21 protein-coding genes are annotated in these 22,274 nt (G+C 65.4%); 7 read left to right on the top strand and 14 right to left on the bottom strand.

Features of this window, described 5'->3' with window-relative positions:
• Positions 1-37: 37 nt before the first annotated feature.
• Positions 38-685 (bottom strand): bifunctional 4-hydroxy-2-oxoglutarate aldolase/2-dehydro-3-deoxy-phosphogluconate aldolase, encoded by a 648-nt coding sequence (gene eda / locus G3A50_RS06140; protein ID WP_163074433.1) that lies wholly within the window; start codon positions 683-685, stop codon positions 38-40.
• A 221-nt stretch (positions 686-906) separates the two neighbouring features.
• Here eda and puuE point away from each other — a divergent pair, with 221 nt between their 5' ends.
• Both puuE and G3A50_RS06130 read left to right on the top strand, forming a co-directional pair.
• A complete protein-coding gene (puuE, locus tag G3A50_RS06135) occupies positions 907-1,824 on the top strand; it encodes an allantoinase PuuE (RefSeq protein ID WP_163074432.1) in 918 nt (305 codons plus the stop codon).
• A 23-nt stretch (positions 1,825-1,847) separates the two neighbouring features.
• Positions 1,848-2,210 (top strand): MliC family protein, encoded by a 363-nt coding sequence (locus G3A50_RS06130; RefSeq protein WP_246252172.1) that lies wholly within the window; start codon positions 1,848-1,850, stop codon positions 2,208-2,210.
• A 39-nt stretch (positions 2,211-2,249) separates the two neighbouring features.
• Here G3A50_RS06130 and G3A50_RS06125 read toward each other — a convergent pair whose 3' ends face one another.
• Entirely contained in the window at positions 2,250-2,687 is a 438-nt protein-coding gene (locus tag G3A50_RS06125) for an ion channel (RefSeq protein WP_163074431.1), read from the bottom strand.
• 35 nt (positions 2,688-2,722) lie between these two features.
• Here G3A50_RS06125 and G3A50_RS06120 point away from each other — a divergent pair, with 35 nt between their 5' ends.
• Positions 2,723-3,592 (top strand): GNAT family N-acetyltransferase, encoded by an 870-nt coding sequence (locus G3A50_RS06120; RefSeq protein WP_163074430.1) that lies wholly within the window; start codon positions 2,723-2,725, stop codon positions 3,590-3,592.
• A 24-nt stretch (positions 3,593-3,616) separates the two neighbouring features.
• Here G3A50_RS06120 and G3A50_RS06115 read toward each other — a convergent pair whose 3' ends face one another.
• Positions 3,617-4,522, bottom strand: coding sequence for a DMT family transporter (locus G3A50_RS06115; RefSeq protein WP_163074429.1), 906 nt, complete (start codon positions 4,520-4,522; stop codon positions 3,617-3,619).
• A gap of 248 nt (positions 4,523-4,770) precedes the next feature.
• Complete coding sequence (locus G3A50_RS06110) at positions 4,771-5,751, bottom strand: VOC family protein (RefSeq protein ID WP_246252169.1); 981 nt, start codon at positions 5,749-5,751, stop codon at positions 4,771-4,773.
• A 232-nt stretch (positions 5,752-5,983) separates the two neighbouring features.
• On the opposite strand from G3A50_RS06110, the gene G3A50_RS06105 reads away from it, so the two are divergent.
• From G3A50_RS06105 to G3A50_RS22800, 3 genes are all read left to right on the top strand, one after another.
• The gene (locus tag G3A50_RS06105; protein WP_163074428.1) at positions 5,984-7,279 is read left to right on the top strand and encodes an adenylosuccinate synthase; all 1,296 of its coding nucleotides are present in this window, start codon (positions 5,984-5,986) and stop codon (positions 7,277-7,279) included.
• Positions 7,280-7,303: 24 nt separating this feature from the next.
• Positions 7,304-8,785 carry a hypothetical protein gene (locus G3A50_RS06100; RefSeq protein ID WP_163074427.1) on the top strand — a complete coding sequence of 494 codons (1,482 nt, stop codon included), beginning with the start codon at positions 7,304-7,306 and terminating at the stop codon, positions 8,783-8,785.
• Between the two features lie 320 nt (positions 8,786-9,105).
• Positions 9,106-9,234, top strand: coding sequence for a hypothetical protein (locus tag G3A50_RS22800; RefSeq protein WP_281355842.1), 129 nt, complete (start codon positions 9,106-9,108; stop codon positions 9,232-9,234).
• A gap of 60 nt (positions 9,235-9,294) precedes the next feature.
• Here the strand turns inward: G3A50_RS22800 and sucD are convergent, their stop codons facing one another.
• The 7 genes from sucD to gcl form a co-directional block, all read right to left on the bottom strand.
• Positions 9,295-10,191 (bottom strand): succinate--CoA ligase subunit alpha, encoded by an 897-nt coding sequence (gene sucD / locus G3A50_RS06095; RefSeq protein ID WP_163074426.1) that lies wholly within the window; start codon positions 10,189-10,191, stop codon positions 9,295-9,297.
• A complete protein-coding gene (gene sucC / locus G3A50_RS06090) occupies positions 10,191-11,390 on the bottom strand; it encodes an ADP-forming succinate--CoA ligase subunit beta (RefSeq protein ID WP_163074425.1) in 1,200 nt (399 codons plus the stop codon). The genes sucD and sucC overlap by 1 nt, the downstream gene beginning before the upstream one ends.
• Positions 11,391-11,504: 114 nt before the next feature.
• The gene (locus tag G3A50_RS06085; protein ID WP_163074424.1) at positions 11,505-12,278 is read right to left on the bottom strand and encodes a fumarylacetoacetate hydrolase family protein; all 774 of its coding nucleotides are present in this window, start codon (positions 12,276-12,278) and stop codon (positions 11,505-11,507) included.
• 11 nt (positions 12,279-12,289) lie between these two features.
• A complete protein-coding gene (locus G3A50_RS06080; protein WP_163074423.1) occupies positions 12,290-13,267 on the bottom strand; it encodes a 2-dehydropantoate 2-reductase in 978 nt (325 codons plus the stop codon).
• 365 nt (positions 13,268-13,632) lie between these two features.
• Positions 13,633-14,523, bottom strand: a complete 891-nt coding sequence (gene glxR, locus G3A50_RS06075; RefSeq protein ID WP_163074422.1) for a 2-hydroxy-3-oxopropionate reductase — start codon at positions 14,521-14,523, stop codon at positions 13,633-13,635.
• Between the two features lie 47 nt (positions 14,524-14,570).
• Entirely contained in the window at positions 14,571-15,356 is a 786-nt protein-coding gene (gene hyi / locus G3A50_RS06070) for a hydroxypyruvate isomerase (RefSeq protein ID WP_163074421.1), read from the bottom strand.
• A gap of 175 nt (positions 15,357-15,531) precedes the next feature.
• Positions 15,532-17,298, bottom strand: a complete 1,767-nt coding sequence (gene gcl, locus G3A50_RS06065) for a glyoxylate carboligase (protein WP_163074420.1) — start codon at positions 17,296-17,298, stop codon at positions 15,532-15,534.
• 356 nt (positions 17,299-17,654) lie between these two features.
• Between gcl and G3A50_RS06060 the strand changes: the two genes are divergently transcribed.
• Positions 17,655-18,479, top strand: coding sequence for an IclR family transcriptional regulator (locus G3A50_RS06060; protein ID WP_163074419.1), 825 nt, complete (start codon positions 17,655-17,657; stop codon positions 18,477-18,479).
• A gap of 488 nt (positions 18,480-18,967) precedes the next feature.
• On the opposite strand, the gene frc (G3A50_RS06055) is transcribed toward G3A50_RS06060, so the two are convergent.
• The 3 genes from frc (G3A50_RS06055) to frc (G3A50_RS06045) form a co-directional block, all read right to left on the bottom strand.
• Positions 18,968-20,218 (bottom strand): formyl-CoA transferase, encoded by a 1,251-nt coding sequence (gene frc / locus G3A50_RS06055; protein ID WP_163074418.1) that lies wholly within the window; start codon positions 20,216-20,218, stop codon positions 18,968-18,970.
• A gap of 166 nt (positions 20,219-20,384) precedes the next feature.
• Positions 20,385-20,825: a PAS domain S-box protein gene (locus G3A50_RS06050; RefSeq protein ID WP_163074417.1), complete on the bottom strand. Its 441-nt coding sequence runs from the start codon at positions 20,823-20,825 to the stop codon at positions 20,385-20,387.
• A gap of 77 nt (positions 20,826-20,902) precedes the next feature.
• A complete protein-coding gene (frc, locus tag G3A50_RS06045; RefSeq protein WP_163074416.1) occupies positions 20,903-22,180 on the bottom strand; it encodes a formyl-CoA transferase in 1,278 nt (425 codons plus the stop codon).
• Positions 22,181-22,274 lie beyond the last annotated feature (94 nt).

The following is a 22,274-nucleotide window of genomic DNA, read 5'->3' as shown; positions in this document are numbered from 1 at the left end:
TCTTGTAAATTCGGGGACCGCGCCGCCCAGCGTGTCGTCACATCGGGAAGGCGGCGCGATGCAGCTTCGAGGCCGCTTTCGCCAAGGCCACGATCTGTTCCCAATCGCCCATGATGACGGCCTCGTTGGGCGCCACCCAGGAGCCGCCGACGGCCAGAATGTTGGGCTGGGCGAGATAGCTGCCGACATTGGAGGGGCCGATACCCCCTGTCGGGCAGAAGCGCAGGTCCGGCAGTGGCCCGGCTAGCGACTTGATCAGGTTGACGCCTCCCACGGCTTCCGCCGGGAACAGCTTCAGCACCGGAAAGCCCATCGCGTGCAGGGCCATGGCCTCGGTCGCGGTGGCCACGCCCGGCATGACCGGCACAGGCGCTTCGGCGAGCGCCTCGGCGAGCGCAGGCGGGCAGCCCGGGCTGACAAGGAAGCGCGCGCCGGCGTCGATCGATTTCTGGATCAGTTCCGGGCGGGTCACCGTGCCGGCGCCCACGATGGCGTCCGGCACCTCGGCAGCGATGGCCGCGATGGCTTCCAGCGCCACCGGCGTGCGCAGCGTCACTTCGATCAGCGGGAGCCCGCCTTCGACGAGCGCCCGGGCGAGCTTCACGCCGGCGGCGACGCTCGGCACCGTGACCACGGGAACGACCGGGGCGCGGGCGAGAAGGTAGCTGGGATCAGGGAGCGACATCGGACACCTTTGGAGCTTTGCGGATATCAGGAAGGCCGGCAGGCGGGCAGACTTCGTCGAACCATCTATGGCCAATGCAAGAACCGTGCGGCGGGTGCCGCCGCACGGAACGAAGATTCGTGCAGCGCGCACAACACGCTGTTTCGCCGCCGCATATAACGCATTAGCCTGACTGTTCGACGAAATCAGCCTGTTTGCGTGCCGCCTGGAATCTCTCGCACATGTTCAACATCGATGCACCTTATCCCCGCGACCTGATCGGCTATGGCCGGACCCCGCCCGATCCAAAATGGCCGGGCGGCGCGCGCGTCGCGGTGCAGTTCGTCGTCAATTACGAGGAGGGCGGGGAAAACTGCATTCTCCACGGGGATGCGGCCTCCGAAGCCTTTCTGTCGGAAATCGTCGGCGCACAGCCCTGGCCGGGCCAGCGCCACATGAACATGGAATCGATCTACGAATACGGCTCGCGCGCCGGCTTCTGGCGCCTGTGGCGGCTGTTTTCGTCCCGCGGCCTGCCGGTCACGGTCTACGGCGTCGCCACGGCGCTGGCGCGCAACCCGGAAGCCGTGGCGGCGATGAAGGAAGCGGAGTGGGAGATCGCCAGCCATGGGCTGAAATGGATCGACTATCGCGACCACAGCTACGAGGCCGAGAAGGCGGATTTCGAGGCGGCCACCGCCCTGCACACCCATGTCACCGGTGAGCGGCCGCTGGGATGGTACACCGGGCGCACCTCGGTCCACTCACGCCGGATCGTCATGGAAGAAGGTGGGTTCCTTTATGACTCGGATATCTATTCGGACGACCTGCCCTTCTGGGTCGAGGGGCCGCGCGGTCCGCATCTGAGCATTCCCTACACGCTGGACACCAACGACATGCGTTTTGCGGTGGCGGCGGGCTTCAACTCCAGCGAGTCGTTCTTCACCTATCTGCGCGATAGCTTCGATGCGCTCTATGCCGAGGGAGAACATGCGCCCAAGATGCTGAGCATCGGGCTGCACTGCCGGCTGGTCGGCCGGCCGGGGCGCATTATCGGGCTGCAGCGCTTCCTCGATCACATCGCCCGCCACGACCGGGTGTGGGTGCCACGCCGCATCGACATCGCCCGGCACTGGCACGAACATCACAAGCCGGCCTGAGGCTGGCCATCATGAGGTTGACCATGCGCATGTTCCGACTGGCGAGCCTCGCCGCTTTCGGTGTCTTCACGGCGGTCGCGGCGCAGGCCGCCGACAGCATCGTCATCCCGGTGCCCAAGGGCAGCTCGGTCTCCACCACCAAGGTCACCTACACCTGCGATCGCATCAAGACGCTGGAGGCGAACTACATCAACGCCCCGCCGACCTCACTGGCGACGATCCGCTTCAACCGCGAGTTCGTGGTAATGGCGAACGTGCTCGCGGGCTCGGGCGCGCGCTACGCCGGTGATCGGTTCATCTGGTGGACCAAGGGCAATGGCGGCAGTCTCTACGATCTTACCAAAGGCGAGGACGCGCCCCCGATCGCCACCTGTACGCAGGACTGAGTGGCGGTGCGGGCCGGCCTGCGCCGCCGCGCCGCGCCGTTACGCCTCGCTGCGCGCGCCCAGAAGCTGAGGCAGGTGGCTCTGCAGCACATAGATGAGCAGCGCCGTCGTCCAGCCGAACATCATGATGCCGCTTCCCGCCGCCATGGGGCCGAGCAGCCGGGTGCGCGTGACCTGGAGCGCGTCGCCATAGCCAAGCGTCGTGTAGTTGACGAAGGCGGTGTAATAGGCGTCGGAGGGGTTCGGCACCAGGCCGAGCCAAGTATAGACCCCCGCCCATATGCCAACCTCGACGAGATGCGCGCTGAGCAGGATGATGTTCGCCGTCAGCAGGGCAAAGGTGAGGCGCATATGCGGATGCTTCCACAGTGTTTTCGCGAATGGACGCGTCAACGCCATCAGCATGGCGGTCGCCCCCAGATGCACCAGCATGACCGCAACGTTCACCGACGCGCCCGTCATAAGTTCGTTGAGCATCGCATCTTCTCCACCACCAATCCGCGGTGTGTAGCATGAGCAGGACGGCGAAAATTCGACCTCTCCAGCCGGATGAGATTTCGCTCGCGGTCGACTGGGCGGCAGCGGAAGGGTGGAACCCCGGCCTCGCCGATGCCGGTTGCTTCGGCACCGTCGATCCGCAGGGCTTCTGGGTCGCCGAGGTCGATGGCGTGCCGGCGGCGACGCTCTCGGTGGTGAATTACGATGACCGGTTCGCCTTTCTCGGCTTTTACATCGTGCGGCCGGATTTGCGCGGGCAGGGGATCGGCTGGGCGTTGTGGCAGGCGGGCATGGCGCATGCGGGCACACGCACGGTCGGGCTGGATGGCGTGCTGGCCCAGCAGACCAACTATGCCCGCGTCGGCTTCACCTTCGCCTATCGCAACATCCGCTACTCCGGCCCGCTCCCGCCCATGGCGGGCGCTGATACGGGGGAGGGGACGGTCGATCTCGCGGCGGTTCCTTTCGAGCAGATCGCGGCGAGCGATGCGGCGATCTTTCCCGCCCCGCGCGCGGCCTTCCTCAAGGCCTGGATCTCGGCGCCCGGCCATGTGGGGCGCGCGCTCGTGAGCGAGGGGCGGCTGGTGGGCTGGGGTGTGGTGAGGCCGGCGCGGTCGGGCTGGAAGATCGGGCCTCTGGTGGCGCAGGACGAGAGGGCAGCGGAGCGGCTGTTCGGCGCGCTTTGCGCGGGGGCGCAGCGTGAGGCCTCGTCCAGCATCGACACCGTGGTGCTCGACGTTCCCGAACCCAATGCCGCCGCCGTGGCACTGGCACGCCGCCACGGGCTCACGCCGGTGTTCGAGACCGCGCGCATGTATACCGGGCCGATCCGCGCCGTGGACCTTGGTCGTCTCTACGGCGTAACCAGCTTCGAACTGGGGTAAGGCGTCGTCAAATCCGGTCCTGGCTCAGGCCTTCGCCCGGCCTGGCGCCCAGATGGTGGCGATGGCAATGCCGCCCAGCACCAGTGCGTATCCGACCGCATGATAAAGATGGGGCACCTCGCCCAGGAACAGGATCGCGAGGATGGAGCCGAACATCGGCATCAGATGGAAGAACGGGGCCGCCCGGTTCGGGCCGATGAGCTGCACCCCGCGGATGAAGAACAGATAGGCCAGCACCGAGGGAAACAGCGCCACATAGGCGATGGTCAGGATCGTGGTGGTGTCGAAGATCACCTGCGCCCCCGTGGCGCGTTCCATCGCGAAGAGCGGCGTGAGGAACAGCAGACCGAGCAGCATGGTCGAGGTGAGAAAGCCGAGCTGCGACATGGCGGGTCGGCGCGCCAGCAGCGAGGAGTAGATGCCGTAGATCACCATGGCGACGATGACCCACAGGTCGCCCTGGTTGAACTCGATGCGCATCAGCACGCCCGGGTCGCCACGGCAGATGATGGTGAGTACCCCCATCAGCGACAGGCCGATGCCCACGGCCTGGCCGCCCGAGAGGCGTTCGCCGTTCAGCGCCAGCGACCAGAAGGCGATCATGAGCGGACCGGTGGACTGGATCAGCAGTGCGTTGATCGCGGGCGTGAACTGGAGCGCGTAATAGGCAATGGTATTGAACAGCGCGATGCCCGTGAGGCCAAGCACCGCCAGCAGCCGCCAGTGCCGAAGAATGAGCGGATAGTCCTTTCGCAGCGCCGGCCAGGCAAAGGGCAGCAGGATCAGGGAAGCCAGCGTCCAGCGCGTCCATGCCAGCGTCACCGGCGGCACATGCCCGGCGGCGTGACGGCCGAGCACAAGGTTCCCCGCCCAGAACAGCGACACCAGGGTCAGCAGGAGATAGGGAGCGTCGAGCAGGCGACGGAGCATGGTGGGACCGGGCAGAGTCTGAGATGGGCCGTCGACGCGAGGCCTCTGGCGGACCAATGGTCTAGAATATTTCGAGCCGCGATGTACCCGCCTGTTCGATGAATAAAGCTTATGTTGCGGCGCACTTTGTTGATGGGAGCGCAGCATCCCCGGACGGGCCCGGTGTGCTGCGTCACGCCTCATGCGCGGCGGCCTGGTGCGGCGGCGCAGGCAGACCGCCCGATGGGCCGTGGTGGCTCGCTGTGTCCCTAGCCGGCAGTCCGGCTGATGACATGGAGCTGGGTGCCCCAGGGATCGGCGACGCTGAAACCATTGTCGAGCGCCACAAGCGTCTCGCCCGCCGCGCCGAGCCGGTCATGCACGGCCTTCACCGAGGCTTCGTCCGGCAGCACGATTTCGAAATGGGCAAGGCCCACGCTGCCCGCCGGCGGCGCCCCGCCGCCCCGGCTCTGCCAGATATTGAGCCCGAGATGATGATGGTAGCGGCCGGCGCTGACGAACAGCGCCCCGGGATAGCGGTCGGTCGTCACATCGAAGCCGAGACGCTCCACATAGAAGCGACGTGCCCGGTTTATGTCGCCGACCTGGAGATGCACGTGGCCGACCACAATGCCCGCCGGCATCGGCGTGTCCAGCGGTGCATCGGCCGGCAGGTCGGCAAGAACGGAGCGCAGGTCGAGCCGGTAGGTCGCCATCTCCACCATCGTGCCATTCCAGACCCAGTCATGGGCCGAGCGGTCGCGATAGACTTCAATGCCGTTGCCATCGGGGTCTTCAAGATAGAGCGCTTCGCTCACCACATGGTCCGAGGCGCCAAGCGGCACGCCGGCCGCGATGAAGCGGCGCAGCACCACGGCGAGGGCAGGGCGGTCCGGGACCAGAATCGCCACATGGAACAGCCCGGTGGTGCCACGCGGCCGCGGCCGGCTGTGGGCGATGGCGTCAAGTTCGATCAGCGTCTGCGTACCCGCTCCAAGACGCACCACGCCATCGGGCCCGGTGCCGAGCACAGCGAGGCCGATAACCCGCGTGTAGAAGTCCACGGAACGGGCGGCATCCGCCACCCGCAGGCGCACCGCGCCCATGCGCAGCTGCGCCGGCATCCCGGCGCTGTTCGCCGGCGTGGCAGTCGTATCAGGAGACACGGGCGGCAGCGGGGAGGTGGCGGCGGTCATCATCACTCTCTTGAGTCGGCTCTTGGGCAGGTTGCCCATTGCTAAAGTCGCCATCACGCCTGGCGCCTGCAAGCGTCGAGGCGTTGCGAAGACGCAATATCGACCTGTTGCGGACGCCGAGGCGCGACGGCATGCCGCGCAGGGTGCGGACATCAGGCACAATTTCTTGCCTCGTTCCTGCGCTTCCCTTAAGACGATGCAGCCCCGGTCGGATCGTTTCGCCGGGGTTTTGTCTGCGTGAGCGGCGCCCCGCGTCTCTCCTTGCGCGCAATCAGGAGCTTTGCTCGTGGCGAATGTGGTCGTCGTCGGTTCCCAGTGGGGCGACGAGGGAAAAGGCAAGATCGTCGATTGGCTCAGTGAGCAGGCGGACGTGGTCGTCCGCTTCCAGGGTGGCCATAACGCCGGTCATACGCTGGTGGTCGGCAATACGACCTATAAGCTGTCGCTGCTGCCCTCCGGGCTGGTGCGCGGCGCGCGCCTGTCGGTCATCGGCAATGGCGTGGTTCTGGATCCGTGGGCGCTGGTCGACGAGATCGGGCGCATCAGCGCGCAGGGCGTGGAAATCACCCCCGAGCGTCTGCGCGTCGCCGAGAACGTCTCGCTGATTCTGCCGCTGCACCGCGAGCTCGATGCGATTCGCGAGAACGCGGCCGCGTCCGGCACCAAGATCGGCACCACCAAGCGCGGCATCGGCCCGGCCTATGAGGACAAGGTGGGGCGTCGTGCCATCCGCCTGGTCGACCTGGCCTTTCCCGCGACGCTGGACGAGAAGATCGAGCGGCTGCTGGCCCATCACAATCCGCTGCGCCGGGGGCTGGGCATCGACGAGGTCGACGCCGCCGGGCTGCGCGACGTTCTCATGGAGGTCGCGTCGAAGGTGCTGCCGTTCATGGACCGCACCTGGGCGCTGCTCGATGATGAGCGCCGGCACGGTTCCAAGATCCTGTTCGAGGGCGCGCAGGGCGCACTGCTCGATGTGGACCACGGCACCTATCCCTTCGTGACCTCGTCCAACACCGTGGCGGCGCAGGCGGCGACCGGCTCCGGCCTGGGGCCGGGAGCGCTCGACTATGTGCTCGGAATCACCAAAGCCTATACGACCCGCGTCGGTGAGGGGCCTTTCCCCTCGGAGCTGCACGACGAGATCGGTCGCCAGATCGGCGAGCGGGGCCACGAATTCGGAACCGTGACCGGCCGTGCCCGCCGCTGTGGCTGGTTCGACGCGGTACTGGTGCGCCAGACCGTGCGTACCTCCGGCATCAACGGCATCGCCCTGACCAAGCTTGACGTGCTCGACGGCTTCGATGAGCTGAAAGTGTGCACCCGTTACCGCCTCGGCGACCAGGAGATCGACTATTTTCCTGCCGGACAGGATGCGCAGGCTGCGGTCGAGCCGATCTATGAGACGATTGAGGGCTGGAGCGAATCGACCGCCGGTGCCCGCTCCTGGGCCGAGCTTCCGGCCGAGGCAGTGAAATATGTGCGTCGTATCGAAGAACTTATTGGATGCCCGGTGGCGTTGCTTTCCACCAGCCCCGAGCGCGATGATACGATCCTGGTGCAGAATCCCTTCGAGTCGTGAACGGCAAGTGATGCGCCAAATCTGATGGCCGATTATTATCCGCTCCTCGCACGTGCCATTGGTGGGCTCCCCAACAAGTCGGGGGATGCCCGCCGTGTGGTTTTCGAGCGCGCCCGACGGGCGCTGATAACGCAGCTGCGCGGCGCTGAGCCGCCGCTCGCGGACAGCGACATCGTGCGCGAGCAGCATGCGCTCGAAGACGCGATCCGTCGGCTTGAAGCCGAGTACGGCGCGCCGGTGCCGGCACCCGAGACGGAACCACCCGGCGAGGCGCCCGCACCCACTCCAGTGTCGCCTCCCGCTCCGGTCGAGACCGCGGCACCCGAGCCCGAGTCTGAGCCTGCTTCCGCACCGGAGCCGCAGCCTGCCGCGCGGCAGGCCGCGCCCTCCTTTGGTGCGCCCGTGGCAGCTCCCGAGCCTTCCTCGGCACATCCTTCGACCGCGTCGGTTGACGACGAGGATGACCTCTATGCCGCGGCGCTCGGTGCGCCCTCGCCCCGTCTCGCCGCCGATCGCCGGGACCCTCGCGGCCTGCCCGCTGACGACTTCGTCGGGCTCCGGCCTGCACAGGATGACGGCCACGCGGACCCGTTCCGGGCCGGGGGCGACGGCGACGGCCATCCCGCTTCCTTGGATGAGCAGCCCGATGCCAAGCCGGGGCGCGGACGACTGATTGCGGGCGTGATCGTGGTGCTGCTGCTCATCGCCGGTGCGGCGGTGGGATATACCCAGCGGGAAGCCATCCTTGCGCTGATGGGGCGGACCTCCAGCACCCAGGCCACCTCGATCCCCGCCACCGCCCCCACGGGCGCGCCGGCGCCGGAGCTGACCAAGTCGACCGACCGCATTGTCCAGGCACCGTCGGACGGCACCCGTGCGGCCTCGACGGGAACGTCGCAGCCGGCGGCGTCACAGGGGCAGGGCGTGGGCGTGGCGCAGCGCGCGGTTCTGTTCGAGGAAAGCCCGGGCGGTGGCGACCAGGGGCTGCAGCAATATGTCGGCAACGTGGTCTGGGAGACGGAGACGTTCTCGCCAGGGCAGGGCATGGCGTCCGATATCGGCATTCGTGGCACGATCACCATTCCGGACCGCAACATCAAGGCGGTCCTGCGGGTGCGGCGCAACCAGGATGCCAGCATCCCCGCCTCGCACATCATCGAGGTCCAGTTCGATCTGCCGCCGGACTTCGATCTCGGGCCGGTGGCGAATGTGCCCGGCATCCGCTCGAAGGCCGTGGAAAGCGCATCCGGCGCGCCGCTGACGGGTATCTCGGTGAAGGTCGCGCCGGGTTACTTCCTGATCGGCCTGTCCTCGCTTCCCCAGGAACGCCAGCGCAATCTCGGGATGCTCATTACCCGCAACTGGCTCGACATTCCGACCGTTTTTGAGAACGGACGGCGCGCCATTCTGGTGCTGGAGAAGGGCGTGCCGGGAGATCAGGCCTTCCGCCAGGCGTTCTCCGCCTGGGGCCTGCCGCTGCCGCCGCAGACAGAGCCGGCGAACTGACCGATTTGACCTCCGCTGGAGTGTCGGCCCGGCTCGCTGCCGGACGCTGACGGGTATCGTCGCGCTGAACCAGCGCGCGATGCGTCGTGCTATCCGGCACGGCGAGCGGCCCATATCGGGCGCCCCGAATGCCGGGCGGGATCGGCACCTCGACCTGTTCAGACAAATACATGCGGGAACGACTCACGCGCGGCATGCGGTTGCCCGGGAGGGGTCCGCTATGCGCATTGTGCAGTGCGGTCTCTCATTATCAGGTATACCAAATACCAGATACACAGATTAGGGTGGCGGCAACTTCAGCCGACACTCGGGGTCCTCGCATGTTCCAGACGGTGTTTCCCGTCCTGCCGCTGCTCATCATCTGCCATGCCTGGATGACCATCATGGTCGTCGAGACGCTCGATCGCGAGGACGGCGCAGCGTTGCCGCCGGAGTGCTACCCGGTCTGACAACAAAAAACCCCGCGCCGGCTGGCGCGGGGTTCTTCATTTCACAGGTGAGCGAAAGGCTCAGGCGGCGGCGCGCTTGTTCAGCACGTCGACCAGGGTCTTGCCGAGACGGGCCGGGGACGGGGAGACGGTGATCCCGGCCTCTTCCATCGCCGCGATCTTGTCTTCCGCGCCACCCTTGCCACCGGAGATGATGGCGCCGGCATGGCCCATGCGGCGACCGGGAGGGGCGGTGCGGCCGGCGATGAAGCCAACCATCGGCTTCTTGCGGCCGCGCTTGGCTTCGTCCTTGAGGAACTGCGCCGCTTCTTCCTCGGCCGAGCCGCCGATCTCACCGATCATGACGATCGATTCAGTCGCGTCGTCGGCCAGGAACATCTCCAGCACGTCGATGAACTCGGTGCCCTTGACCGGATCGCCGCCGATACCCACGGCCGTGGTCTGGCCGAGGCCCTCCTGCGAGGTCTGGAACACCGCTTCATAGGTCAGGGTACCGGAACGCGAGACCACGCCGACCGAGCCCTTCTTGAAGATGTTGACCGGCATGATGCCGATCTTGCACTCGCCGGCGGTGACGATGCCCGGGCAGTTCGGCCCCACGAGACGGGACTTGGAGCCGTCCAGCGCGCGCTTCACCTTCACCATGTCGAGCACCGGAATGCCTTCGGTGATGCAGACGATGAGCGGGATTTCCGCTGCGATCGCCTCGCAGATGGCATCGGCCGCGCCCGGAGGCGGCACGTAGATGACCGAGGCGTCGGCGCCGGTCTTGTCACGTGCCTCGGCGACGGTGTCGAACACCGGCAGGCCCAGATGGGTCATGCCGCCCTTGCCGGGCGAGGTGCCGCCGACCACCTTCGAGCCGTAGGCCAAGGCCTGCTCGGAGTGAAAGGTGCCGTTCTTGCCGGTGAAGCCCTGGGTGATGATCTTGGTGTCTTTGGTGATCAGAACCGACATCACACGGCCTCCTTCACAGCCTTGACGATCTTCTGCGCGGCGTCGTCGAGATCGTCGGCAGGAATGACGTTCAGCCCGCTCTCGCGGATGATCGCCTTGCCTTCCTCGACGTTGGTACCTTCCAGGCGCACAACCAGCGGAACCTTGAGGCCAACCGCCTTCACCGCGGCGATGACGCCGCGCGCGATGACGTCGCACTTCATGATGCCGCCGAAGATGTTGACGAGGATGCCCTTCACCTGCGGATCGGAGGTGATGATCTTGAACGCCGCCGTCACCTTCTCCTCGGTGGCGCCGCCGCCGACATCCAGGAAGTTCGCCGGCTCTTCGCCGTAGAGCTTGATGATGTCCAGCGTCGCCATGGCAAGGCCGGCGCCGTTGACCATGCAGCCGATCGTGCCGTCGAGCGCGATATAGGCGAGATCGTACTTCGAGGCCTCGATTTCCTTGGCGTCTTCCTCCGTCTCGTCGCGCAGCGCCATGATGTCGGCGTGGCGGTAGAGCGAGTTCGAATCGAAGGAGATCTTGGCGTCCAGGCACTTCAGCTCGCCACCCTTGGTGATCACCAGCGGGTTGATCTCGAGCATCGCCATGTCCTTGGCGACGAAGGCATTGTAGAGCTTGTCGACAAGGCTGCCCGCCTGCTTGGCGAGGTCACCGGTCAGGCCGAGCGCCTGGGCGACGGTGCGGCCGTGATGGGGCATGACGCCGGTGGCCGGGTCGATGGAGAAGGTGTGGATCTTCTCGGGGGTCGAGTGCGCGACCTCCTCGATGTCCATGCCGCCTTCCGTGGAGACCACGAAAGCGACGCGCGAGGTCGCGCGATCGACGAGAGCGGAGAGATAGAACTCCTTCTCGATCTCCGAGCCTTCCTCGATATAGACGCGGTTGACCTGCTTGCCGGCCGGGCCGGTCTGGATGGTGACCAGCGTCTTGCCGAGAATCAGCTTGGCGTTCGCGGCCGCGTCGGCGGCGGACTTGACGACGCGAACGCCGCCCTTCTCGCCCGCTTCCGCTTCCTTGAACTTGCCCTTGCCGCGTCCGCCGGCATGAATCTGGCTCTTAACCACCCACACCGGGCCAGCGATCTGCGCGGCGGCCGATTCGGCCTCCGCAGCATTGAGAATCGCTACGCCACTCGGCACGGGAACGCCGAATTCACGGAGCACTCCCTTCGCCTGATACTCATGGATATTCATTCGTCCCGCTCCTCCACAATCGTGCGGCCGAGAGCGCACAGGGCGCCTCCAGCGCCCGACGCTCCCGTCGATTGGCGTATCCTATTTCCCTATAGGCGCTGACGCGCCAAGACGCTACTGCACGAAAGTGTTGCTGAGCGTCCCGATGCCCTCGATCACGATTTCGACCGCGTTTGAGGGCTCTTTCATCGTCCCGACGCCCACCGACGTGCCGCAGCAGATGATGTCGCCGGGATTGAGCGTCATATCGTGCGAGATCCGGCTCACCAGCTGGCGTGCCGAGAAGACCATGTCGCTGATGGGGTAGTTCTGGCGCTCCTGCCCGTTGAGGATGGTGCGAACCGTGAGGCTCGCGGGATCCACATCGGTGGCGACGACCGGGCCGAAGGGGCCGAAGCCGTCGAAGCTCTTGGCGCGGACCCACTGCGCGAAGGTCGCGTCCTTGTTGATGATGTCGGCCGCGGTGATGTCGTTCACGCAGGTGTAGCCGAAGATGTGGCCTTCCGCCGCCTCCTCGGAAACGCCCGTCGCGGTCTTGCCGATCACGATGCCAAGCTCGCCCTCATACACGACCTTTCCGTCATAGGAGGACGGGCGGTGCACAGTGGCACCCGGCGTGGTGAGGCACGAGCCGGCTTTCAAAAGATAGAGCGGGTCGGCCGGAATCGGCGAGTTCAACTTGGCCGCCAGCGCGTGGAAATTGTTCCACAGCGCGATGATCTTGGTCGGCTCGGTCGGCGTCAGAAGCGCGACGTCGGAGAGCGCGAGGCGCTCTCCCGTCGGCTGGGCGCCGTTGAACATGTTCCCGCCATGGACGAGGATGGTGTTCCCCTCAAGCGTGCCGAAGCCGACAGCGCCCGAGTGGCTGTAACGAACCCAATTTGCCATTGTGCAGGAACTCAGTTGTAGCAGCCGGCGATCTGCGCGCGCTGGCGGACCAGCGAGAGCACGATGTCGATGGTCGGGGTCGGGATACCGGCCAGGCGGCCCATTTCCTGAACCACGGTCACCAGCGGGTCGATCTCCATGGCGCGCGTGCGCTCAAGATCCTGCAGCATCGAGGTCTTGTGCGCGCCGACTGCGCCCGCGCCGTCAATGCGACGTTCCACGCCGACCCGGAAATTGACACCGGACTGAACCGCGATTTCCTGCGCTTCCAGCATCATTGCCTTGGCCACCGCGCGGGTGCCCGGATCAGAGGCGATGACATCGAGCGTCGCATGGGTGAGGGCGCTGATCGGATTGAAGCACAGGTTGCCCCACAGCTTCAGCCACAGTTCATCGCGGATGTTGGGCAGCACGGGCGCGCGCATGCCGCCGGCCGAAAAGGCCTCGGACAGCTTGGTGGCGCGATCGGTGATCTCGCCCGAAGGCTCGCCCAGCGGGAACTTGTCGCCATAGACATGCTTGATGACGCCGGGCTCGATCACCTCGGTCGCCGGATAGACGATGCAGCCGATGGCGCGCTCGGGGCGCAGGCCGTTCCACTGCTTCGCGCCCGGGTCGATGCTCTCGAGGGTCTTACCCTCAAGCTGATCGCCGTGCTTGTAATAGTACCAGTACGGCACACCGTTCACGGCGGTGACAACCGCGGTGTCATTGCCGAGAAGCGGCTGCATGGCGTCGACCACGCTGGGAACCTGGTGCCCCTTGAGCGCGACGATCACATAGTCCTGGGGACCGAAATCGGCCGGATTGTCCGAGCAGGGAATGTGCTCGACGCGCTCTTCATCATCGATGAGAAGCTTCAGGCCGTTCTTCCTCATGGCTTCGAGGTGGGCGCCGCGTGCGATGAGACTGACGTCGACGCCGGCGCGCTTCAGCTGGACACCGACATAACCGCCGATTGCGCCAGCACCATAGATGCAGACCTTCATTGGACTCCCTCCTGCCCGTGCGACCCCCGCGGTCGCCGGAACTTGTTTTGGTATTTTGTATGCCATGATTGGGGAGACTGCCCCCTTAGTCAAGGCCGATGTGACGGGCGTGATAATACGTCGCGCATATTATGCCGCATCCGAAGCTACGCGGGGCGTGTTTGCGACGTGTCCTCCAAGTTACGTCGGCAACTAGCGGTTTGTCCACGGTGTATAGAAGAGAACAATTGTCTCCACGAATGTTCAAAAGACTGTTCGGGAGTTCAGCTTCACTATCGGGACAGCATTGCTTACTGGTTCCCGAAAACAGTTCGGGGGCGCAAGGCGCCCCCGAAGGTCATTTTGAATTCATAATTCAGAAATGGTCAGGCGTCCGGCGAAACGGTGTGGTTCGCCATCATCTCCAGCGCCTTCACCAGCGCCGAATGATCCCATGCCGCGCCGCCATTGGCCGCGCAGGCCGAGAACAGCTGCTGCGCGATCGCCGTCGCGGGAAGCGACATCTGAAGCTGACGCGCGCCATTCAGCGCCAGGTTCAGGTCCTTCTGGTGAAGCTCGATGCGGAAGCCGGGGTTGAAGGTCCGGTTCACCATGCGCTCGCCATGCACTTCCAGAATGCGCGAATTGGCGAAGCCGCCCATCAGCGCCTGGCGCACCTTTGCCGGGTCCGCACCCGCCTTGGACGCGAACAGCAGGGCCTCGCCCACCGCCTGGATGGTCAGCGCGACGATGATCTGGTTCGCGACCTTGGTGGTCTGGCCATCGCCATTTCCGCCCACGAGCGTGATGTTCTTGCCCATCTTCTCGAACAGCGGCTTCACCGTCTCGAAGGCCTTGTCCGGGCCGCCGACCATGATGGTGAGCGAGGCGGCCTTGGCGCCGACCTCGCCGCCCGACACCGGCGCATCGAGGTAGTCGCAGCCGAGGTCGTTGACCTTCTTCGCGTATTCCTTGGTCTCGACCGGGGCGATCGACGACATGTCGACCACGATCTTGCCGGGGGTGAGGCCGGCAGCGATGCCGCCTTCGCCGAACAGCGCCGCGCCGACATGCGGGGTGTCCGGCACCATGATGATGATGATATCGGCGTTCTTGGCCACTTCCGTGGCGTTGGCACAGGCGACGCCGCCCTTGCCGGTGAGCTCGGCCGAAACCGGCTTGATGTCATAGAGATAGAGAGTGTGGCCCGCATCGATCAGGTGGCCGGCCATGGGCGCACCCATGATGCCGAGACCGACAAATCCAACCTTCGCCATCGTCTGTTCCTCGTTTTCCTAGACTGCGTTTCTTGACCGTCGCGGCCTCACGCCGCGCCGGTGAGCGTCTTCAGCCAGCCGAGACCGGCCACCGTGTCGCCCTTCGGCTTGTACTCGCACCCGACCCAGCCGGCGTAGCCGATCGAATCGAGGTAGCGGAACATGAACTCGTAGTTGATCTCGCCCGTACCCGGCTCGTTGCGGCCCGGATTGTCGGCGAGCTGAATGTGCGAGATCAGCGGCAGGTTCGCCTCGATGGTCCGGGCGAGGTCACCTTCCATGATCTGCATATGGTAGATGTCGTACTGGATGAAGAGATTGTCCGAGCCGACCTCTTCGATGATCGCCTTGGCCTGTTTGGTGTAGTTCAGGAAGAAGCCCGGAATGTCACGGGTGTTGATCGGTTCGATCAGCAGCTTCAGGCCGGCTTCCTTGATCTTCGGCGCGGCGACCTTCAGGTTTTCCACGAAGGTCTTGTGCAGCACCTCGCGCTCGACACCCGCGGGCGCGATGCCTGCGAGAATGTTCACCTGCGGGCATTCGAGTGCCGTCGCATAGCTGATGGCCTTGTCGATGCCGGCGCGGAACTCGTCCACGCGATCCGGCAGGATGGCGATGCCGCGCTCGCCCGCACCCCAGTTTCCGGCGGGCAGATTGTGCAGCACCTGCTTCAGGCCGTTGGCTTTGAGCTTGGCGACGAGGTCCTCCACCGCGAAATCGTAGGGGAAGAGATACTCAACGCCAGCAAAGCCGGCTTCGGCGGCCTTCTCGAAACGATCGAGGAAGGGCACCTCGTTGAACAGCATGGTCAGATTGGCGGCAAAACGGGGCATGAACCGCTCCTAGGCAGGGACAGGATTTTATGGGCGGATGGCGCGCTCCGGTGAGGGGCGCGCTCCGACGGTATGGACGCACTTTCCTGTCGATCGCATGAAAGCGCGTCGGACGTAAGGGTGCGGACCGCAATCCGCATCCCCACGCCGAGACGGGGCGCTGAGGCCCCGCCGATCACACGCTTGCCTTGGCACCTTCGAGCGGGAGGTCGAGGACCTCCTCGAACTCGTTGACGTTGTCGATCTCGGTGCCCATGGCGATGTTGGTGACGCGCTCGAGGATGAACTCCATCACCACCGGGACCTGATGTTCCTTCATCAGGGCCTTGGCCTTCACGAAGGCGTCCTTGAACTCGTTGGGCGAGGAGACGCGCACCGCCTTGCAGCCGAGGCCTTCGGCAACGGCAACATGGTCGACGCCGTAACCGGCATTTTCCTCGGCGTTGATGTTGTCGAAGGCCAGAGAGACCTCGAAGTCCATGTTGAAGCCGCGCTGCGCCTGACGGATCAGGCCCAGATAGGAGTTGTTCACGACCACATGGAGGTAGGGCAGCTTGTGCTGGGCGCCCACCGCCAGTTCCTCGATCATGAACTGGAAGTCGTAATCGCCCGAGAGCGCCACGATCTCCGCGTCCGGATCCGCCGCGCGCACGCCGAGGGCGGCGGGCAGGGTCCAGCCGAGGGGCCCGGCCTGGCCGCAGTTGATCCAGTTGCGGGGCTTGTAGACGTGCAGCATCTGCGCGCCGGCGATCTGCGACAGGCCGATGGTCGAGACGTAACGGGTGTCACGGCCGAACGCCTCGTTCATCTCTTCATAGACGCGCTGCGGCTTCAGCGGCACGTTGTCGAAATGGGTCTTGCGCAGCATGGTGTTCTTGCGCGCCAGGCATTCCGCCGCCCAGGCCGAGCGGTCCTTCAGCTTGCCGGCAGCCTTGTATTCCTTGGCCACCTCGATGAAGAGATCGAGCGCGGCGCCGGCATCGGAGACGATGCCGAGATCGGGACCGAACACGCGGCCGATCTGGGTCGGCTCGATGTCGACATGGATGAACTTGCGGCCCTTGGTGTAGACCTCCACCGACCCGGTGTGACGGTTCGCCCAGCGATTGCCGATGCCGAACACGAAGTCCGAGGCCAGCATGTTCGCGTTGCCGTAGCGGTGCGAGGTCTGCAGGCCGCACATGCCGGCCATCAGGTCGTGGTCGTCGGCGATGGTGCCCCAGCCCATCAGGGTCGGGATGACCGGCACGCCGGTGAGCTCGGCGAATTCCACCAGCTTGTCGGACGCGTCGGCATTGATGATGCCGCCGCCGGAAACGATGAGCGGCTTCTCCGCCTCGTTCAGCATGGCAATGGCCTTCTCGGCCTGCTTGCGCGTCGCGGCCGGCTTATAGGCCGGGAGCGGGGAGTAGGTGTCCTCGTCGAACTCGATCTCGGCGAGCTGCACGTCGATCGGCAGGTCGATCAGAACCGGGCCGGGACGGCCGGAGCGCATGACATGGAACGCCTGCTGGAACACCATCGGCACCAGCGCCGGCTCGCGGACCATGACGGCCCACTTCGCGACCGGCTTGGCGATCGATTCGATGTCGACGGCCTGGAAGTCTTCCTTATAGAGCCGTGCGCGCGGCGCCTGGCCCGTGATGCACAGGATCGGGATCGAATCGGCGGCCGCCGAATAGAGGCCGGTGATCATGTCCGTGCCGGCCGGGCCGGAGGTGCCGATGCACACGCCGATGTTGCCGGCCTTCGCGCGGGTGTAGCCTTCAGCCATGTGCGAGGCGGCCTCGACATGCCGCGCCAGGATATGGCGGGTCTTGCCGTAGGCGCGCATGGCGGAATAAAGCGGATTGATCGCGGCGCCGGGCACGCCGAAGGCGACAGAAACGCCTTCCTTCTCGAGAACCCGAATCGCTGCATCGACGGCACGCATCTTGGCCATGGCATTTCCTCCTGGCGTCATCGCCGGTGAGGGCATCCCCCTTGAATTCAGGGGCGGCGGTGCCCGGCACCGGACTTCGCACTTGTTCAAAATCTCCGGTTTCGGTTGCCGCGCGCGATGCCTGGCGCCGAGCCGGCGGCATGCGCTGCAACAAAATCCTTTCCGCACTGCGGGAAGGATTTCCGAAATCGGAGGAAACATGCCATGGCCTCCGCATTTCCGCAATACGGGATGTATTTCTGATTTGCGAAAAAATAGCGGATGCGCCTTTATGCTAATGCGAGCATGAGGCCGCGTGATGCCATAACCGCCGGGCACTGGCGGATCGCAGGGAGGAGACAGGGTTGGGAGCTGATATGCGCACGACGGATGCCGTTACCCCCACGCGTCGCCGCGGCCGGCCTTCCAACTCGGGCGGGACAGAAACCGGCGGCGAGGTGCAGTCGCTGGACCGTGCCATCGCGCTTCTGGAGGTGCTCGCGCTGTCCGACGGCATGACCCTGAGCGAGGTTGCCCGCGCGGCCGAACTTCCCACTTCGACCGTGCACCGGCTGCTCACCACGCTGGAGCGGCGCGGGCTCGTGGGTCATGATCCCGCGACCGGGCAGTGGATGGTCGGCCTTGGACTTTTCCGCATCGGTTCGGCCTATCTGCGCATCCGGAAACTGCCGGAAATCGCGCGTGGCGTATTGCGCGAGCTCTCGCTCGGCGTGAACGAGACGGTGAACCTGTCGCTGATCGACGGGCCGCACCTGATCTGCGTGGCGCAGGTGGAAAGCCACGCCGCGGTCCGGGCCTTCTTCCGCATCGGGGGCGATCTTCCCATCCATGCCTCGGGCGGAGGCAAGGCGATCCTTGCCTTCATGAACCCGGAAGCGCGCCGGGCCTGGCTCGGCGGCGACCAGCTCCAGCGTTTCACGGAGCACACTCATGTCAGCCGGCGCGCATTGCAGATCGACCTGGTGTCGATTGCGGACCGCGGCTATTCGATCGACGACGAGGAGCACACGCCGGGCATGCGCTGTGTCGCGGCGGCGGTGCTGGATGAATGGCGCGAGCCGGTGGGCGCGATCTCGATTTCGGCCCCGACCGTGCGCATGCCGCCCGAGCGTATTGCGGATCTCGGACGCCAGGTCCGCGAGGCGGCGCAGCGCCTGACCACACGCTATTCGGGGCTTTGACGGGCGGCCTTCGCGGTACCCCGTCTGCGGCCCTCTTCCGCCCGGAACCCCTTTTCCTGAACTCTCGCCAAGTCCCGTTCGGGCCGCCTGACCGCGGCCACGACGAGCCATGCTCGCGGGGCCGTGGGATGGCCTGGCGGGGGAGGGGCCGTCCCCAGGGTTCGCTTTGCACAGGTCAAAAAAAACGCCGGCGTTCCGCTCGTCGGAAGCGCCGGCACCAGTCGCCTAGGAGGAACCGAACGTCGGGAAAAAAAACCCTTCGTCCTGCTCCGGGAGGCTCGTGTGCCGCGGCCCGCTCATGACGGCCCGCGTGCAAATCTGCAATGAAGAAGCGTCCTCATCCTCATTGGCCATGCCCGGATCGTCAGGCCGATGTGGCGGACGATGAGGGCGATGGGTGCGGTGTGGTTCGCTTCAGTGGACACCGGGCCGTCGAGGACGGTCCGGTGCCTGATGCCGTGCGCAAGGCGCCTGGGATCGACCGAGGGTCAGACCGCCTTGGCGTCGTGCATCTCGGCGATTTCTTCCTGGCTGTAGCCAAGGTCGGCGAGCACTTCGTTGGTGTGCTGGCCAAGCAGCGGCGAGGCGGTGATTTCGACCTCGACGTCGGAGAACTTGATCGGCGAGCCGACGGTCAGGTACTTGCCGAGCTTGGGGTGATCGACCTCGACCACGGTGCCGCTCTTGCGCAGCGACGGGTCGGTGGAGATCTCCTTCATCGACAGCACCGGCGCGCAGGGGATGTCGAACTTGCGCAGGATGTCGATGGCCTCGAACTTGGTCTTGTCAGCCAGCCAGCTTTCGATGAAGGCGAAGATGTCGAAGATCTTGTCCTGGCGGGCTTCGGCGGTGTTGTAAGCCGCGTCGTCGATCCACTCCGGCTTGCCGAGAGCCTTACAGATCGGCGCCCAGGCATGACCCTGAATGGTGAAGTAGATGTAGGCGTTGGGGTCGGTTTCCCAGCCCTTGCACTTCAGCACCCAGCCCGGCTGGCCGCCGCCGCCCGCGTTGCCGCCGCGCGGCACCACGTCCGAGAACTCGCCGTGGGGGTACTGGGGGTACTCTTCGAGATAGCCCAGCGCATCGAGGCGCTGCTGGTCGCGCAGCTTCACGCGGCACAGGTTCAGCACCGAATCCTGCATCGACACGGCGACCTTCTGGCCCTTGCCGGTCTTCACCTTCTGGTGGAGCGCGGTCAGGATGCCGATGGCGAGGTGCATGCCGGTGTTCGAGTCGCCGAGGGCGGCGGCCGACACGGTCGGGGGGCCGTCCCAGAAACCGGTGGTCGAGGCGGCGCCGCCAGCGCACTGCGCGACGTTCTCGTAGACCTTCAGGTCCTCATAGGCGTGGCCTTCCGAGAAGCCCTTCACCGAGGCGAGGATCATGCCGGGGTTGAGCGACTGGATGTGCTCCCAGGTGAAGCCCATGCGATCGAGCGCGCCGGGGCCGAAATTCTCGACCATGACGTCCGACTCTTTGATCAGCCGGGTCAGGACGTCCTTGCCCTGCTGGGTCTTGGTGTCCAGCGTGAGCGAGCGCTTGTTGGAGTTCAGCATGGTGAAATACAGCGCGTCGGCGTCCTTGACGTGGCGCAGCTGCGAGCGTGTGACATCGCCCGCGCCGGGGCGCTCGACCTTGATCACGTCGGCGCCGAACCAGGCAAGAAGCTGCGTGCAGGCAGGACCGGCCTGGACGTGCGTGAAATCGATAATCTTAATACCTTCGAGGGGCTTAGACATCTCGTCGACTTCCCTTTTAACCGTTAACAGTCCGACGGAGGCTCACCCTGCCGCCGGAAAGTGAATTCCCATCCCTCTTGGATGGAAATACTTCATTCTCCCCAACCTGCGGTCCGGATTGGACCTCAGGCAACTCCCAGGTGGTGAATCGAGTTCGGAAATGTTCTCACGACTTCTTGTCGCTCACCCTGGCCTCACACTCCGCAAGACGTTGGCGCAACGCGCGCTCCTCGGTCCAGCGGACTGTCTCGTCACGGATCACCGCCACCACTTCGTGGGCCGCGCCCGCTTGGTCTGTCAGAAGGGCGACCGTGAACGCGATGGACAGCGTCCGCCCTTCCTTGTGCAGTGCCGGCACGCGCAGAAGCTGCGTGCCGTATCGTGTCTCGCCCGTGCGCATCGTCTCGGCATAACCGTCCCAGTGCCGCCGCCGCTGGCGCTCCGGGATGATCAGGTCGAGCGACTGCCCGAGGGCCTCGTCCTCGGTGAAGCCGAACAGCGCCGTCGCCGCCGCGTTCCACAGCGTGATGCGCCCCTCGGCGTCCGACACCACGACGGCATCGCCGATGGCCGCTACGAGCTGGGTACAGTCAACCGCGCTACGCATAAGGCCTCACCAACCGCCTTCCGCTCCCACGGAAGGACCCACAAGGGGATGCCGGCGCGGGGCGCCGGCATCCGATCTCATTCCGCAGCAACGCGGACCGCGAGGCCCACGGCGCCGGAGGCCTTGACCTCGGCGATCTGCGAATCGTTGAAGCCCAGCACTTCGGCCAGGATTTCCTCGGTGTGCTCGCCCAGCAGCGGCGAGCGCTCGACCTCGACGTCGTTGTCCGACAGCTTGATCGGGTTGCCCACGGTCAGATACTTGCCGCGCGCGGGATGGTCGATCTCGACCAGCGTCCCGGTCGCGTAGAGCGACTGGTCCTCGGAGATCTCCTTCATCGACAGCACCGGCCCGCACGGAATGTCGTACTCGTTCAGGATCTCCATCGCCTCGAACTTGGTGTGGGCCATGGTCCACGCCTCGATGCGGGTGAAGATCTCGTTCAGGTGCGGCAGACGCGCGGCGGGCGTCGCGTAGTTCGGATCGGTCTTCCAGTCGGGCTCGTGGATGACGTCGCAGATCTTCGACCAGACCGGGGCCTGTGTGATGAAATAGATATAGGCGTTGGGATCGTGCTCCCAGTTCTTGCAGCGCAGGATCCGGCCCGGCTGGCCGCCGCCGGAATCGTTGCCCGCCCGCGGAACCGCCTCGCCGAAGGGCACGCCCTCGCCGAACTGGCTGTATTCGCGCAGCGGTCCACGCTCCAGACGCTGCTGGTCGCGCAGCTTGACGCGGCAGAAATTGAGCACCGCGTCCTGCATCGCGCACAGCACCTTCTGGCCGCGGCCGGTCAGCGTGCGCTGGTACAGGGCGGTGACGATGCCCAGCGCCAGATGCAGGCCGGTGCCGGAATCGCCGATCTGCGCGGCGGTGACGAGCGGCAGGCCGTCGCGGAAGCCGGTGGTCGAGGCCGAGCCGCCGGTGCACTGGGCGACGTTCTCATAGACCTTGCAGTCTTCGAACGGGCCGGGGCCGAAGCCCTTCACCGAGGCGAGGATGATGCGCGGGTTGAGCTCCTGGATGCGTTCCCAGGAAAAGCCCATGCGATCGAGCGCGCCGGGAGCAAAATTCTCCACCATCACGTCACAGCTCTTCACCAGCGCCTCAAGGACCTTCTTGCCCTCGGGATTCTTGGTGTCCAGCGTGATGGAACGCTTGTTGGAGTTCAGCATGGTGAAGTAGAGGCTGTCGGCGTTGGGGACGTCGCGCAGCTGAGCGCGCGTAACGTCACCCTCTCCGGGCCGCTCTACCTTGATCACATCGGCGCCGAACCATGCGAGCAACTGCGTGCAGGTCGGGCCGGACTGAACATGCGTGAAGTCTAGGACGCGAACGCCGTCCAATGCCTTGCCCATAGGGTTTCCTCTCGAAGTAGCCGGCGTTTTTTACGCCGTTCTTTTTTGGTCGTCTTGGGGAGTGGCGGACGGGAATTTTCCCCGTCCGCCGGTT

The sequence above is a fragment of the Ancylobacter pratisalsi genome, from assembly GCF_010669125.1.
Classification (GTDB): domain Bacteria; phylum Pseudomonadota; class Alphaproteobacteria; order Rhizobiales; family Xanthobacteraceae; genus Ancylobacter; species Ancylobacter pratisalsi.
Note: the sequence above shows the minus strand (reverse complement) of the source record. Positions and strands in the feature narration are given on the sequence as shown.